Origin of the sequence: Thermanaerothrix solaris (genome assembly GCF_032334255.1) — a bacterium.
Classification (GTDB): domain Bacteria; phylum Chloroflexota; class Anaerolineae; order Anaerolineales; family Anaerolineaceae; genus Thermanaerothrix; species Thermanaerothrix solaris.
The window spans coordinates 1,360,349-1,377,068 of record NZ_JAUHMF010000001.1 but is presented as its reverse complement, the minus strand read 5'-3'; the positions used below and the strand labels follow the sequence as shown (position 1 = coordinate 1,377,068).

Genomic DNA, 16,720 nt, shown 5'->3' with positions numbered 1-16,720 from the left:
TTGCAGGGCGTGGAATGTAGGTGTTTGTGATTAAATCGAGGAGCAGGGCTTCAATCGCCCAGGCAGGTACCCACCAGGCGTGCGCCTTGCACCCAGGAATGATCCAACGGTACGTGTTTGACCTTCCCGGCTACCTGTGCGAGGGGGGTGGGTTTGACGCTTCCACCTTGGATGCCGACCATGACGCCATAATGTCCCTGGCTGACCAGGTGGGCACAAGCAGTGCCGAGTTGGGTAGCCAATACGCGGTCGAAGGCTGAAGGTGCGCCACCGCGTTGGAGATAGCCCAGGATGGTGACACGGGTTTGCAGGCGGGTGAATTCCTGTAGCCGGTTGGCCAGGTGGAGGGTATCGCCGGCGGAACGTTTTTCGATCTCTTGCAGGCCGGCCTCAACTTCTTCGGCTTCCTCACCACTGCGCAGGCGGCGGTTGGCTTGGCGGGCGTGTTCGAAGAATTGGAGCGTTTCTTTGGCAATCGCTCCCTCGGCCACGGCGACCAGGCTGAAGCGTTTGCCACGGCGGCTGCGCTCAAGAATGGCCTCGGCGACTTTGTGGATATCGTAGGGGATTTCGGGGATGAGGATGACATCAGCGCCGCCGGCGATTCCTGCGCCGAGGGTGAGCCAGCCGGTTTCGCGTCCCATGATCTCTACAATGATAATGCGGTGATGGCTGAAAGCGGTGCTGTGGAGGCGGTCTATGGCTTCGGCGGCTATCTCCATCGCCGTATTAAAGCCGACCGTCATGTCCGTTTGGGGAATGTCATTATCAATGGTGACGGGAAGGGTAATGACGTTGAGGCCTTTTTGCTGCAGGTAGTAAGCGCTTTCCTGGGTGTTTCCACCGCCCAGGCAGATCAGGCCATCCAGGTTGTGTTGGTGGTAAACCTGAAGGATTTTCTCGGTGTAATCCACGCGTTGGCCGTCTTCCTCGGCGCTATAGGGTTTATCGCGGTTGGTGCCCAGGATGGTGCCGCCGGTGGTCAGGATACCGGAGAGCGCCTCACCCTCGAGGGGCATGATCAGATTGTGGGCCATGCCGCTGAAGCCATCGTGGAAGCCGATCAGTTGTAGATGAAAATGGCCGGCAATGGCCTTGCCGATTCCGCGGATGGCGGCATTGATGCCGGGGCTATCGCCACCGGAGGTCAGGATGCCGATTTTACGCGGGGTTTTTGTTTTCATTTGGCCAACCTTTCACTTTCAATTGCCGCTGCCATAGAGGGCGCGGTACTTTTCGAGATCCACCGCGGCGATGTAGGGGAGGTTGCGACCTTTTTCATCAATGTCCAAGCCGTAGCCAACCACAAAGTAGTCGGGGATTTCAAAGCCCAGGTAATCAATCTGAATATCCACCTTATGGCGGGCTTTTTTATCCAGCAGAGCGCAGATTTTGAGGCTGCGCGGCTGACGTTCGAGGAGCAATTTCCGCACGGTATGGATGGTATAACCGGTGTCAATAATATCGTCCACCAGGATCACATCCCAATTATGGATGTTGATCTTATGGTCGGCGTCAATGCGGACGAAACCCGAGGACTCGGCGCCGCGGTAGGAGGAGACGAGCATGAAGTCCATGGTCATGGGGCGGTTGATCTTGCGCATGAGGTCGGTGAGGAAGACCACGCTACCGCGCAGCAGGCCGAGGAGGAGCAAGCGGTCGGAATCGCGGTAATCGGCGGTGATTTGAGCACCGAGTTCGGCCACGCGTTGCTCGATCTGCTCCTGGGTAATCAGAATCTGCCCGATGAAGTCGTAAGGATAGGGAGACGAGTGCACCTGCGCCATATGGCCCTCGCAAAGGAAGGAGTGAGATCAGGGTATATGTTACCATGAAATAACAGAGTCGTTATTACTCTCCCATTGGCAAAAGCCAAGAGGATAACCTTGGGTGTGAGTATAATTAGAGAGCGTCTGAGGATAAAATCTCCATGCGTGTACTCATCTGTCGTTCCAATCCGATCGCACCTGATCCACGAGTGGAAAAAACAGCGCGAACCCTCTGTCAGGCGGGATTTGAAGTGCGTGTTTTAGGATGGGATCGTACAGCATCCTTGTCGCGGCAAGAGGAGAGGAATGGAATAATCATTAAGCGCTTACCCATTCGGGCGCGTTTTGGAAGTGGCTTGGGCAATTTACCCCAACTCATGCGCTGGCAGATCGGGTTGATGGCGTGGCTAATTCACCATCGTGATACCTATGATCTTATCCACGCTTGCGATTTCGACACGGTGATACCGGCTTTGTTAATGAAATTTCTCTGGCGCAAAACCGTCATCTACGATATTTTCGATTTCTATGCCGATCATCTCCGCAAGACACCCGATTGGATTAAGCGGATTATCCGCAGGGTGGATTTATGGGTGATTGGGAAAGTGGATGCTGTCATTCTGGTGGATGATGCACGTCGTGCTCAGATCGCAGGTGCATCGCCACGAGTGTTGGAAATAATTTATAACTCTCCCGAAGATGTGAACTTGAAGGTCATTGGAGCTTCACACACTGATCATAAGGGGTTACGCATCGCTTATGTTGGACTACTTCAGAAGGAACGAGGGCTTTTTGAACTCTTGGATGTTTTAGAAAAACATACTGATTGGCATCTCGACTTAGCTGGCTTTGGGGGAGACGAGCAAAAAATCCTTGATAGAATCCGCGGAATGTCTAATGTAACTTGGCACGGCAGGGTTGATTATCAATGTGCTTTGGCTCTCTCGATGGCGGCAGATGTGCTTCTGGCAACGTATGATCCCTCGATTCCCAATCATCGCTATTCAAGCCCAAATAAGGTTTTCGAAGCCATGATGTTGGGGAAACCTATTATCGTTGCCAGAGGAACCAATATGGATAATATCATCACTCAGGCTGGCTGTGGGTTGGTCGTTGACTACGGTTCTGTAACGGCGCTGGAGCAGGCCCTATGCACCTTGGCTGGCGATCCACAGTTGCGTTTGAGATTAGGGCAAAATGGGCGTCGGACGTATGAGCAGAAATTTGCATGGAACATCATGGCTGATCGCTTATTAGGTCTTTACAGAAGGGTTGTCTCTCGGAATGGGATGAGTTGAGGGGGCGGGTGACAAAAATTCTGCTTGTAGCCAATACCGATTGGTATCTATACAATTTCCGTCTTTCGTTGGCAAAGTTCTTGCGCCGTCGCGGAATGTATGTCGTGATGGTTTCGCCTTTTGGACGCTATGTGGAGAACATTAGAGCTGCTGGTTTCCCATGGGTAGAATGGTCTGTGGATAGGCGTTCGATATCAGGGGCGACCGAGATCAGGGCATTGCTGGATTTATGCAGAATTTATCGTCGTGAGAAACCCGATTTGGTACACCATTTTACGATAAAGCCCGTACTCTATGGATCCATGGCGGCGCGTTGGGCAAAGGTTCCTGCGATTATCAACGCCATTACCGGCTTGGGTTATCTATTCTTGCGCCAGTCGCTCGTAACGCGTGTGTTGCGTACTGCGGTGATGCTGGCCTATCGTTTTTTGCTCCGAGGTGATCGGGTTTTCACAATTTTTGAAAATGAAAGCAACCGACAATTTTTTATCTCGCATCATCTGGTGCAACCGGAACAAGCCACGGTGATTGAGGGGGTGGGGGTGGATGTGGAGCATTTTGTGCCGGCTCCGGAGCCCTTGACGCAGGAGATTGTAGTTCTCTTTCCGGCTCGCCTTTTACGCGAGAAAGGGGTAGAAGTTGTGGCCGATGCTGCGCGCCTGTTGAGAGGGCATTATCCGATTCGCTTTATTCTGGCGGGCGAACCTGATCCGGGGAACCCGGGCTCGGTCACCGAAGAGCAGGTACGAGCATGGGAAGCTGAGGGTTTGGTCGAGTGGTGGGGTTGGCAAACCAATATGGTGGAGGTTTACCGCCAATCACACATTGTGGTATTGCCCTCCCTTGGCGAGGGAATTCCAACGGCGCTATTGGAGGCCGGTGCATGTGCGAGGCCGGTAGTGACAACTGATGTGCCCGGATGCCATGATGTGATTGTGGATGGTGAGAACGGCTTGATAGTGCCCCCCAATAACCCGCAGGCATTGGCGGAGGCCATTGAACGACTGCTGCGGGATCCCCAATTACGGTTGAAGTTGGGGCAGGCGGGACGGGCGAGGGTCTTGGAACGGTTTACTGACGACCATATCAACTACCAAACTTGGGCGGTTTATCGGCATATGCTTTCGCTTCCTGACTCAGAGGTGTGTAATGAGGGCATGACGGTTAAAAAAAGCGTGGATTGACGTAACACAGATTGATTATTAGAATTGGGAACATGCCTGATAATATTGCAAGTTCAACAGTCATTTATGACTCCAGCGCCAGAACGCCGGCAGCATTGGAGGAAGCGCTTCAGGCTTGGCGTTACCGTGACCTGATTGTGTTTCTGGTGCGGCGCGATATCACAGCACGATATAAGCGTTCGGTGTTGGGGGTGGCCTGGACGATGCTGAATCCGCTGGGGATGATGATCATCCTCAGCATTGTGTTCTCCCAGGTCTTTCGCGTGGCGATGGTGAACTATCCCGGCTTTGTGCTGAGCGGCCTGATTGCCTGGAACTTCTTTGCCCAGGCTAGCACGGCGGCGATCAACAGCCTGGTTTGGGGAGGCGATTTGTTCACCCGCATCTACGTTCCACGCTCGGTATTTGCCATCTCAGCCATCGGCACCGGTCTGATTAACCTGGTGCTCTCTATGGTGCCGTTGCTTCTGGTGATGGCGGTCATGGGCATTCCACCCCATCCAACGTTGTTACTTGCCCCCCTGGTTATGTTGTTCCTGGCATTGTTCACTCTGGGTGTGGGGTTGTTGATTTCGACGATTGGGATTTACTTTATTGATGTGGTGGAAATGTATGCCATCCTGCTCATGGCCTGGATGTATCTGACTCCGATTATTTACCCTTTGGATATATTGCCTCCTAACGTTTCACAATGGCTGCAATATAACCCAATGGTGCATTTGGTTGGGCTTTTTAGAGACTTGGTTTTTTATGGTACCCTCCCTGATTTCATTTCTTGGTTAATTTCATTCGGGCTGGCTTTTGGCATGTTCTTGCTGGGCTGGTTGTTCTTCACGGGGAAAGCCGATGAGTTTGCCTATCGCACCTAATCCTGCCATAGCCCCATTAACCACCGAAACCCCAACGGGTGAACCGGTAATCATCCTGGATGACGTGACGGTGCGCTACCGCGTGCCGCGCGAACGCATTCGTACCTTCAAGGAGTTTGCGATTCGCCGTTTGCAGGGGCGTTTGCAATTCCAGGACCTGCTGGCTTTGGACCACGTCAGCCTGGAGGTGCGCAAGGGTGAAGTATTTGGGCTAATCGGCCCCAACGGCGCCGGTAAAACCACGCTGTTGCGCCTGGTGGCGCGGGTGATGCGCCCTACCTCGGGGCGGGTGTGGGTCAAGGGGCGGGTAGCGCCCTTGTTGGCGATGGGAGCTGGCTTCCACCCTGAACTGACCGGCCGGGAGAATGTCTTTCTCAACGGTGCCCTGCTGGGCTACACCCGTCGTCAGATTGAGGAGCATTTTGAGTGGATTGTGGATTTTGCCGAGATGTGGGATTTCATTGATGCCCCGCTGCGCACCTATTCCTCGGGTATGGTGGCGCGCCTGGGCTTTGCCGTGGCCACTGCGATCATGCCGGATATCTTAATCGTAGATGAGGTGCTCAGCGTTGGGGATATTGCCTTCCAGGAAAAGAGCGCGGCACGCATCCGTGAATTCCGCGAAGCGGGGGCGACCATTTTACTGGTCTCGCATAGCATGGGAGCTGTTAAGAGGATGTGTGATCGTGTGGCGTGGTTGGACCATGGGAAAGTTGTTAACATAGGGGTTGTTGATAAATTGATCAATGATTATGTACTATCAAATTTCACTTCATTTTAGAAAATTTCTAAATTAACAATAAGCATAAGGGGACACAACATGAATATTTTAACAATCACTGAAAACTTCACTTTAGGTGGACTCGAGACTCATATTATCGATCAATATAATCAACTTAGGAAATACGGGGATAGCTTGTACATAGTCCATGGAGAGCAATTCTATCCCGAAACAATAAATAGATTACAACCACACAAGTCTTTTGGCCCTCTAAAACTAGGGCCAAGTGTAACAGCACAAGAGTTATACAAGTCAGTAGAAGTATTAAAAGACATAATCTCGACATACCATATTGATGTAGTTCATGCGCATCCTTATACTTCTCTTATCCCAGCTGTGTTTGCAGCTTCTCAAATGAATACACCTCTAGTCATTACATTGCATGGACCCTCTGCTTTTACTAATGTCTATGGCCCAATTTATTTGGCTTTACTAAAAGAGGTGGTAATTCCATCATCAAGATATGTGTTATGTGTTTCAATGGAGACTTTAACATTTGTAAAAACTTTCTCGAAGAAACAAAATTGTGTTTTATTACCCAATTGCATCGACATTGGACTCTTTACAGAAGTATCGAGAAATCCTGATGGCCCCTGGTTAATTGTTAGTCGTTTGGATCCTTATAAGGTAGAGGGCATAAAAGATTTTCTCTTAAAGGCAGACTCTTCTGGTCTGCCATATGCAATCGTTGTTGGTGATGGTCCATCTTTTGAGAACTTAAAGGAGTTCTCCCGGACGGCTCTCAATAAAACGAAGGTAGAATTTCTTGGTGCGAAGTACGATGTTCATGAAATCTTAAAGAAAGGGATTTCTGGAATTGGGGGAATGGGGCGAGTTGTTTTGGAGGGTATGGCGTCCAACCTTCCGACAATGCTTATAGGTTATGAGGGCGTGAAAGGAGTGGTTAGCATTAATAATGTTGATATTGTTTCGTGGTGGAATTTTTCTGGGCGAGGAATGCCATCAATTTCTCAACTTTATTTCGATTACCTTATTAAGAATTTAGACTCAGAAGAATATCGCCTGCGCAATTGGGTGGAAAGTAATGCTAATAGCCTACAAGTGTGGAAACAATACCGAGACTTAATAGTTCAATTAAAAGCTCAAACGAGTCAAGATAGTAACGAGATCATTGACTTAATCTGGGATGCATTAAAAAGAAGTGCCACAGCATCGAAACCCTACCTTGAAGATATCAGTTTTCTCCGAATTTTTGATAATCTATTGAATATAAGGTCAGAAGAGGGTATAAATTCGAAATTTCTTGTATCTGTTGTTGAGTCCCTCAAACAAGGATTTAGAGACTCACATTTGACGATTTCGCGGCTGATAGAAGAGAGGGGAGAGCTTCAGCATTCGCTTGAGGAGTCGAAAAGGGAGATTTCGCGGCTGATAGAAGAGAGGGGAGAGCTTCAGCATTCGCTTGAGGAGTCGAAAAGGGAGATTTCGCGGCTGATAGAAGAGAGGGGAGAGCTTCAGCATTCGCTTGAGGAGTCGAAAAGGGAGATTTCGCGGCTGATAGAAGAGAGGGGAGAGCTTCAGCATTCGCTTGAGGAGTCGAAAAGGGAGATTTCGCGGCTGATAGAAGAGAGGGGAGAGCTTCATAAAGAACTTTCTGAAATTTCACGCTTACATGAAACTTTAACGGACAAGATTAAAGAGATTGAAAGCAGCAGAATGTGGAAAGTAACGAAAACGGTTTGGGGTATCAGACAAAAAATAGTTCCTCGTAATAGTAAACGAGAGAAAATTATTAGAAAAATCTATTTGTTGTTTAGAAAATCTCAAAGCTCTGAAATTGGTTATCTAAATGATACAAGTAGTGATTTCAGTCAAGAGCCTATTTATAGTGATTTGAGACAGGAGCCCATTCACAAAAATATTGAACTTTGGGAAGAGATTAGGGCTCATAAGATTTTGAGAAAAGGCCGAATTATTCCTAACCGATTCTTTTCTCGTAAACGGATAGCCTATTTCACAAACCAGTTATTAGATTGGTATGACGAACGCCCAAGATATGGTGGGGGGGAGCGTTATTGCGTGACCCTTGCAAGTCTTTTGCAAGATCTAGGGTTTGATGTTGATATTTATCAAGTCGCATCTCATCCATTTGTCGGCGAGTATGAGGGTTTTAGAGTGACTGCAATCCCTCACGGGGAGTTCTATTCAGAATTTAACATAGGTGCAGCGAATAAGTTTTTTGAAATATCATTGAATTATGATCACGTCATTTATAACTTACCCGAATATTCATCAGGGCCTATGCGTATTGATGCCATTTCAATATGTCATGGTATTTGGTTTGATCATACTTTTTATGGAAATTTCTGGACAAATGAATGGTTTAAACATTTGTATCGAGCATTTAAGAATCCTAAAAGGATTATAAGTGTAGACACAAATTCCATAAACGTAATAAGGGCATTTTGGCCAGAGCTAGCTCATAAGTTTGTTGCAATTCCAAATTTTGTTGATCATTCCATTTTTAACCGAAGAGACTTTCTTGAAAGCAAGGATAGGGACATATTTGTTGTCTTTCCGCGACGAGCAAATCCGGCAAGAGGAGCTTTAATTGTTAGAGATATTCTAAGGTTTGTTAAGTATGATCATGTGCAATTTTATTGGATAGGAGAAGGGGATGGCCCTTTCAATCAGTATCTGATTGAACTTTCTAATTTAGATAGGAGATTTAGGTTTCTAACGGCCTCTTTTCATGAAATGCCTGACTGGTATAAAAAAGCTGATATTGTAGTGATACCAACGCTTGGGTCAGAAGGTACGAGTTTATCATGCCTTGAGGCTATTGCCTCCGGTTGTGCAGTTGTGGTAACAAATGTTGGCGGATTAACAGATATTATTCGTGACGGATGGAATGGCTTGGTGGTACCTCCGAATCCTAAGGAAATTGCGAAAGCTATAAACCGCTTGATAGAGGATGATAACTTACGCCGTGAGCTAAGCGAAAGAGCATATGTTTCATCTTACGAGTTTTCCTTAGAAAAATGGAGAAATGCATGGACTGAAGTTTTTTATGAGGAAGGTTGGTTATCAAGACGATCTTCTAAACCTTCTATTGTAAACGGAAGAGATTCGCGGATTGTCATCGTTACTAAAAACGCTATACATGGTGGTGTAGAGACATTGATTGCGCTTGAAGCAAAATATCTGAACGCCACAGTTATTGTTGCAGGTGGTTATAATGATCCATTCAATACTTGTCCATTCAATTACAAATATGTTTCAACTTATGAAGAGCTTATAAAGGCTTTGAGAGAATATGATATTGTGCTTTACCATTGGCCGATGGAATGGGCTGTACAGGCTATTAAGGATTCAGGTTTACCTTCGGTGGAATTTGTTCATAGAGAAGACACATCTGAATTGGATAAATCTGTTCCTGATCTTATAGTTACTCATTCCACATACTTAGCCTCTAAGTTGGAAATCAAAACTGGTAAAAAGGTATTTGTAGTTCCCCATGGGATCGAGCTAAAAAGAAAAATAAATCCAAGCGATTATGAGATAGACGGTCAAAAGAGGACAATTGTAGGAATGATTACATCGTATGAGGAAACTAAAGGGGTTGATCTCTTTATAGCTGCTTGGGCTATGATCGCTAAAGAGTTTCCCTCTTATAAGGCTGCATTGTACGGAGCAGGGAGTAAGCTCCAAGAGTACATTGAAATGGCCAAGCAATTTGGGGTTGATATTGAGTTTAATGGTCCGACATCAAGGCCATTGGAGACATTGAATCGTTTTGTGCTATTAGTGCATCCTTCCAGGGTTGAAGGACTACCAGTAACAATTCTTGAAGCTCTCTCCCTAAACATTCCAGTAATAGCTTCCAATATTGAAGGCCATATACAGATAAACTTAATTGCTGAAGAAAACGGGTTTGGTTCTCCCTTGATTTTATTTGAGAGTGAAAATATTGAGGACTTGGCTGGAAAAATGAGAAATGTTTTGAAAAACCCGGCTAATAAAGTTACTAGTAATTTTGTGGAATCATGTTTCTCTCCTAAAGCTCATATTGAGCCTCTGATCTCCATCCTTTACGATCTGCGAAAGCGCCCAAGAAGAACAGAGATACTCTACGATTGTATTGACTATTCCCTTAATGAAGGGGTCTTCTTTGATGATAAATCTACCGAAGGATTTCTGTTTACCTCATTTAATGCAAACGTTTTTGCCAACAATAAATTATCCTTAACATCTACCTCTAGTATGTTTCTTTCCTATCGGTACCCGATACCCAAAGATACAGAATACATTGAGTGTAAAATAAATCTCCAAGAGACTCAAAATATTATTGTTAAATTACGCTTTGATTGGTATTACAAAGACCAAGTCTTGGCCCAAAACTATTTTGCTTCTGTTCCCGGTGATGGTGTTGTCTACGCGAGAGCAAAGGTGCCTTCGGATTTATTGCATCGGAGCGAGCTCTTGCTAATAACTATTGTGCCTCCTAACGGACAGTCTATTAATGTAAAAGAATTGGAAATTCGTGCTCTTAAGCGGCGAGAGCCTTGTATTGAACCATGAGGCTAACCGAAAAATCTGTACTATTTTTGTCGGTTTTCGGAGCAATTCTTAGCTCATATATATCCCTAAGTGTTTTATTTAGCCCTTCTCCTTTTCCCTCTTCCCAGTGGGATCTGCGCTGGGTAGGTGGCTATGGTCTGGCGTTTCTGGGGATAACCTTAGGGTATTGGGTAAAACGGGTTAGGTGGCTACTATACGCTGCATTAGCGTTGTTGCTTGCATTATTTTTAATTCCGCTATTCACTTTAGGAATTCTAAAAACTTATCTCGCCTTGGGGGGTTTATTTGTCGTAGCCTTTGGAATTGGATCCTGGTCATTTGTTAGGCTTTTAGGTGTTAAATTCGTTGCCACTCTGGATAATGTTGTGTTATCGGTTTTGTTGGGTTTAGGGGGTCTTATGGTGTTACGTTCCATCCAGGGCGCTGTTGGAGCTTTCTCAACACCGTGGACCTGGCTCGGATTGGCGGGTCTAGCCCTGCTCTTTGTGCCTTCTCAGTTCAAGATGTGGATAACTCAATCCCGTGCCTCCAAATTTTGGGAATCACTTAAACTCTGGCCAGAAGAGAAGCGGCAATTTATATTCTCACTTCTCACGGCGGGGGTATTCCTATGGGGAGCATCCTGGTTGATTGCGTTGGCACCACCCACGCGCTATGACGAACTCACCTATCATGTGGCGGGGCCCAGCTATTACCTTCGTCAGGGGGGGATTGTACCGTACCCTGAGGGGAGTAACAATCCCTGGCTTCATTATGTGGAGATGCTTTATTCGCTTGGACTGGAGATCGGTGGGGAGGTTGCGCCACGTCTAATGCATCTTAGTATGGTAGTTACGAGCAGTGGGTTGATATTTCTCACAGGCCGTAAACTCATTAACGATCGTGCAGGTCTTATCGCGGCAAGTCTCTTTTTCTCCTTACCAGTGGTTGCCTATGAAGGAGCAACGGCTTACATTGATCTCTTCGTTACGGCTTATACCACGGCTGCGGCTTATGCGCTGGTCTCCTGGTATCTGGAGGGTGGCGAAAATCGCTGGTTAGTAGTTTTTGGGGTTTTTGCCGGACTGGCAATAGGGATGAAGCTCACGGCTGCACCAGGGGTGGCGATCATGCTGCTTGCCATTTTGGGGGTGGGGCTGATAAGGCGTCCTAGGCTGAGGTTTAAGATGTTTGCGCTGGTTTCTGGAATTGTTCTGCTCCTTTCGGCCCCTTGGTTTATTCGGGATTGGCTATGGACGGGCGACCCATTCTTCCCTTATGGTCAGTGGCTGTGGGTCAAAATTTTTCCCTCTTTATCTCCATCGGTAGTAGTGCCATCGCCTTCGGTGGGTTCGCTCGGGGAAACGGCACTGCGCCTGTTACGCTACCCTCTGGATCTGGTTTTCAATAGTCGTCGCTATTATCACGAAGCCCCCGGCGGGATGGTTGTCGCCTTACCGATCTTGGCGGTACCGGTGTTCTTGTTTTCAGAGCGTCTCTCAAAAACAACGCGGAAGATATTGGCAGTGGCTTTAGGTATGTCGGTTTTAGCGGTGGGTCTCATGTTTTTTGCCAACAATGCCTTGTTGCGGTATGCACTGCCGGTTTTCCCTTGGTTGGTGCTTGCGGCCGGAGTCAATTTTGAGGTGTTATTCCAGGCGCTTGAGTCATTACCTAAAGCCAAACATGGACTGTTTTTGGGATTGGTGCTTGTTTTAGTTTACCTATTTTCTACCCGTCCTCCATTCATCGTTAGAATTTGGGAAAACCTCCCCCAGCGATTACCTGTAAATTACTTCCTGGGGCGTGAGAGTCGGGAGGCTTATCTTTCCCGTACTTTACCTGTATATGATGCCTATCAGTTCATTGATGCCCAGCCGGGTGGCCGACATCGAGTCCTTTCAATAGGCAATGAATTTCGTCTCTACACTCAATCCCGCATAGATGGGGTTTACGATGTAGTCGAGGCCCAAAATCTTCTGGTTTCTGCCCAAAATGAAGCCGAATTAGCCGCGCAATTGAAAGAACACGGCTACGACTTTGTTTTGATCAATCAACCCGAGGTGGAATATGTCTCTTGGAAGTATACTTATCCCATCTTACAGCAATCTGACTTTTTGAATCGTTACGCCGAACTTGTCTTTGCCCAAAAGGGAATATATGTCTATCAATTAAGACCCGAGGGAGTTAAACTAATATCTCCTAATAATCTCCTGAGCAATGCGGGCTTTGAGGAAATCAACGCAGAAAATCCTTCAAGTTGGGGGCGAGAAGGCACAATTTTGCTCTCGAACGATGCCCTGGAGGGGGAGTGGGCTGTTTTGTTATATGGTCCCATCTCTTCGAATGGGTTTGGTTATCTCTGGCAACAGGTTCCCATTGAGGAAGGGAAAATTTATACCGTAGGCTATTGGCTAAGGGCTTATTCTCATCAACCGGCTCTATTTTTGATGCGGGTTGCGTGGTTAAATCAAAGTGGTCAATTCATTGGAGGGGAAGAATTCTGGAAAAACGTAACATCGGATTGGGAATGGTATTATTTCCATACCAAGGCTCCGAACGAAGCAAGGTTTGCTCGTGTTTATGGGTCTGCCGGGGGTGATCAAGGGGTGCTGATGGACGCAGTATGCATGGCTGAGGGTCAGCGTTGTCCATCGTTAACCAAACAAGATCACTAAATGTGTCAGAATGATGACCGTTTCCCAACATCTAGACCATTCAAGATCGCCGATTGAGAAGCCCCGACCTCGCTATGGTTATTGCCTTCCCATGCCTTCGAACTCACCCGTTATTAGCATTGTTACCTATTACTATAACAATGATGGGCTCTTTCACCAAACTGCCGAGAGTATTTTGGGGCAATCGTTGCAGCAATGGGAATGGATCATTGTCAATGATGGTTCAACTGATCAAGATGCGCTTAAGGTTCTCGAGAGGTATCGGGGTTCTGATCCCCGCATTCGAGTCATAGATCATCCGGAAAACCGTGGCTTGAGCGCCGCTCGGAACACCGGCTTGAGTTGCGCCCAATGTGAATATGTGTTACTGGTTGATAGTGATGATCTACTAGAGCCCACCGCGGCTGAAAAATGGTGGTGGTTTCTCAAAACTCATCCCCAATTTGCTTTTGTAGATTCATACCACGTGGCTTTTGGAGCAAAGAACTATCTTTGGACCGGTGGATTTCACGAAGGTGCCCTCAATGCCGAGCGTAATCGGGTTTCCATGTTATGCATGATTCGCAAATCGGTGTGGCAATCTGTCGGGGGATTTGACGAGAACATAAGGGAAGGCCTTGAAGATTGGGAATTCTGGATGCGGTGTGCAGCGCAAGGCTATTGGGGAGCAACGATCCCCGAATATTTGGCCTGGTATCGAATTCGTGATGATCATACTGACCGCTGGTCAAACCTAACCGAAAGCCGGATTGAAGAATTTCGGGCGCGCTTTCGGGAGCGTTATCCTCACCTTTACGCGGGTGGTTTTCCTGATCCTCCCCTTAACCACTATGATCTTGATCTTACTTTAGTTTCCCTAGATTATCCCCATGTCAACCACCTCTCTAAATCAAGGCCGCGGTTGCTGCTCCTTTTGCCTTGGCTGGTAATGGGAGGTGCGGAACGGTTTGCTTTGAACCTGATAGATCAACTGAAGCGCCGAGGATGGCAAATCACGGTCGTTGCGACGGCCAGTGCCGAACATGGTTGGTGGCATGAGTTCGCGCAGCACTGCGAAGATCTTTTTGTCTTACCCAATTTTTTGCCGATCAAAGATTACCCACGCTTTCTCAGTTATCTTATCGAATCGCGCCAGTTTGATGCCTTATTGTTACAAGGAAGCCACGAGGGGTATCGTTTGCTTCCTGTGCTGCGCAGCCTATTTCCCCACCTCCCAATGGCGGACTATCTTCACTTTGTAACGCCTGATTGGATGCACGGAGGGTTTCCCCGTTTATCCCTACTTTACCAGGATTGCCTCGATGTTTCCGTGACTTCTTGCGAACAAGTGCGCCAATGGATGATTGCAGAGGGAGCGAATCCTGATAAGTTGAAAGTTGCCTATATCGGCGTGGATCCGGAGATTTGGAAACCCGATCCGGATCTACGATCAAGGGTTCGTGCGCAATTAGGAATTGGGCCGGAGGATGTGGTAATACTTTACGCAGCCCGTCTGGAAGTCCAAAAGCAACCTTTGCTTCTAGCCAAGATTCTGGGTGAACTGGCGCGGCGAGGATTGTCATTTCGGGCCTGGGTGGCGGGTGAGGGCTCGCTCAAAGGTGAATTAGAAGCCGCATTAAGAGAAAACCAGGTGCAAGATTGGGTGCGCCTGCTGGGTGAGGTACCGACAAGTCAGATGCCGGGCTTGATGGCTGCGGCGGATATCTTCTTTCTCCCATCCCAAAGCGAAGGCATCTCACAAGCCATTTACGAAGCCATGGCCTGCGGCCTACCTGTGGTTGCCTCTCGGGTGGGAGGGCAAGCGGAATTGGTGACATCGGAGTGTGGAGTGTTGATCCCGCTCGAAGGTGAGCCTCTGACGGCATTCGCCGAGGTAATGGAAAATCTTATCCGCAACCCGCAACTCAGAACCTGTCTGGGCCAATTTGGGCGGCAACGCATCCTGCAGAGTTTTACCCTTGCGCATATGGGGGATGTGATTGAGAGCGAGTTGAGGGGGGCTATTGAGCATAGAAAATCGAGCTTTCCCTCTTCTCACGAACTAGTGGATCAAAGAAATATCCAGCGTTTGGCTCAGTCCATTGTGGAATATTTACAGGCACGCGCCTACGCCCGGGTCACTGAAACCCAGCTGTCTGGTCTTGAGAAACGCTTCAACTCTCTTTATAAGGATTATGCTCAATTGGTTGAACCCAGGCCCCCTTCTTATTGGTTTTATCTCTGGCTGCGGCAATTATTACTTCCCCTCTTTGGGCGATTAAAGGCGGTTAACCGGGGGGGCTTTTGGCTTCGAATTAAAGAGATGATTAAGTCTTTCCTCGTTCGAGGCCAGAGAGATTAAAAGAGCGTGTTGAGAATGACTTTGGCACGGGCATCCCAAGTATTTTGATAGGCCGTCCGCTTGAGCAGACGAATATATTCTGGTTGGTACTTTAATTCCAATGCCCGGTCGAGTTGTTCGGCAAAACTCTGTGGTGTATCCCCAACAAGCACACCGGGATAGCCCATGCTCTCTTGCATAGGTGTGATGACGATGGGTTTTCCACCCGCCATATATTCAAATAATTTGAGCGGAGATACCGCATGGGTGATATCATTTACTATGAAAGGGATTGTGGCTACATCAAAGCAGGCAAGATAGTGAGGGAGTTCTTCGTAAGGTTTAACCCCTAACCAATGGATATTCCGGTACTCTTCCAGACCCGCTGACTGAAGGGTGCCATCATAGTCCGGGCCTATAAGGACGAATGTGTACTCTGGACGCAGCTTGGCTATTTCCTTTACCAATCTGTAATCAAACCAACGCGCTAGGGCGCCATAATACCCGATAATGGGTTTGCCTTCCGTCATCAGATGGCCGATGTCCTCTGGGGGCATAAGGTGTTCTTCACTCCGATCAAAATGCTCATATACAACGCCGTTCGGGCAGTAAATCACATCTGGGCGAATCGAAAACACCTGATCCACTAGACGCTTGGCAGTGGCCAGGACAACTCGAGCATTCTTAAGCAAAAAATGATGCCCCTCGGCTATCTTCTTTCGGTCACCGTAGAAGACATCAATCTCATCTACAAAGTCATAGATAATTCTCGGGTTTCGAAATGCCCGCGCATAGTCGCTATTCCAGGTGAGAAGGTAAATAAAGGGTTGTTCAATGATCTCAAATACGCGTACATTGATATTGCACAAATACAACCCTGGTGCAATCACCTGAAAAGGAGGTTGATGCCGGTTGGGATGAGGTTGTAAGTAAAACACCAGCGCCCCTTGGCGGGCTAATGCAAGTGCTAACTGTTGGGGACGTTGAAACAGTTGGACTTGCCAATCCAGACTGGGGGGAAAGACGATAATTGGGCGATTTGAAGTTTGGGATTCCTGTTCCAGGATGACTTTAAGGTGGGCCTGATGTTCAGCGATGATTTTTCTTTCGGTCAGATTGATGATCTTGCGAATAATCTTTTTGACCGGTTCAGGGGTCACATGCCGTGCTAAATCCCAGCCTGCTCTTAGTTTTTGGCTCAAAAGACTTTTCATCTTCTCAACGGGCATACAGTTTCATTGTCCTTGCTTCTAATGTTGGCAAGGGCTAATTATAAATCGAGTTATAAATCTGTGCTTGT

General features: G+C 47.6%; 10 protein-coding genes. 7 read left to right on the top strand and 3 right to left on the bottom strand.

The window, feature by feature from the left end; translation table 11 throughout:
• Positions 1-50: 50 nt before the first annotated feature.
• Together QYE77_RS06380 and hpt are read right to left on the bottom strand one after the other, a co-directional pair.
• Complete coding sequence (locus QYE77_RS06380) at positions 51-1,184, bottom strand: 6-phosphofructokinase (protein ID WP_315624541.1); 1,134 nt, start codon at positions 1,182-1,184, stop codon at positions 51-53.
• 18 nt (positions 1,185-1,202) lie between these two features.
• Positions 1,203-1,787: a hypoxanthine phosphoribosyltransferase gene (hpt, locus tag QYE77_RS06375; RefSeq protein WP_315624540.1), complete on the bottom strand. Its 585-nt coding sequence runs from the start codon at positions 1,785-1,787 to the stop codon at positions 1,203-1,205.
• Positions 1,788-1,930: 143 nt separating this feature from the next.
• On the opposite strand from hpt, the gene QYE77_RS06370 reads away from it, so the two are divergent.
• The 7 genes from QYE77_RS06370 to QYE77_RS06340 all read left to right on the top strand — a co-directional run bounded on the left by QYE77_RS06370 (position 1,931) and on the right by QYE77_RS06340 (position 15,441).
• Positions 1,931-3,067: a glycosyltransferase family 4 protein gene (locus tag QYE77_RS06370; RefSeq protein ID WP_315624539.1), complete on the top strand. Its 1,137-nt coding sequence runs from the start codon at positions 1,931-1,933 to the stop codon at positions 3,065-3,067.
• 8 nt (positions 3,068-3,075) lie between these two features.
• A complete protein-coding gene (locus QYE77_RS06365; protein ID WP_315624538.1) occupies positions 3,076-4,251 on the top strand; it encodes a glycosyltransferase family 4 protein in 1,176 nt (391 codons plus the stop codon).
• A 32-nt stretch (positions 4,252-4,283) separates the two neighbouring features.
• Entirely contained in the window at positions 4,284-5,120 is an 837-nt protein-coding gene (locus tag QYE77_RS06360) for an ABC transporter permease (RefSeq protein ID WP_315624537.1), read from the top strand.
• On the top strand, positions 5,098-5,901 hold the full coding sequence (locus QYE77_RS06355; RefSeq protein WP_315624536.1) for an ABC transporter ATP-binding protein: 804 nt from the start codon (positions 5,098-5,100) through the stop codon (positions 5,899-5,901). Before QYE77_RS06360 ends, QYE77_RS06355 begins: the two co-directional genes overlap by 23 nt.
• A gap of 39 nt (positions 5,902-5,940) precedes the next feature.
• Positions 5,941-10,443: a glycosyltransferase gene (locus QYE77_RS06350; RefSeq protein WP_315624535.1), complete on the top strand. Its 4,503-nt coding sequence runs from the start codon at positions 5,941-5,943 to the stop codon at positions 10,441-10,443.
• A gap of 398 nt (positions 10,444-10,841) precedes the next feature.
• Complete coding sequence (locus QYE77_RS06345; RefSeq protein WP_315624534.1) at positions 10,842-13,100, top strand: ArnT family glycosyltransferase; 2,259 nt, start codon at positions 10,842-10,844, stop codon at positions 13,098-13,100.
• A gap of 91 nt (positions 13,101-13,191) precedes the next feature.
• A complete protein-coding gene (locus QYE77_RS06340) occupies positions 13,192-15,441 on the top strand; it encodes a glycosyltransferase (RefSeq protein ID WP_315624533.1) in 2,250 nt (749 codons plus the stop codon).
• Here QYE77_RS06340 and QYE77_RS06335 read toward each other — a convergent pair.
• Positions 15,438-16,649 carry a glycosyltransferase gene (locus QYE77_RS06335; protein ID WP_315624532.1) on the bottom strand — a complete coding sequence of 404 codons (1,212 nt, stop codon included), beginning with the start codon at positions 16,647-16,649 and terminating at the stop codon, positions 15,438-15,440. The genes QYE77_RS06340 and QYE77_RS06335 overlap by 4 nt on opposite strands.
• Positions 16,650-16,720 lie beyond the last annotated feature (71 nt).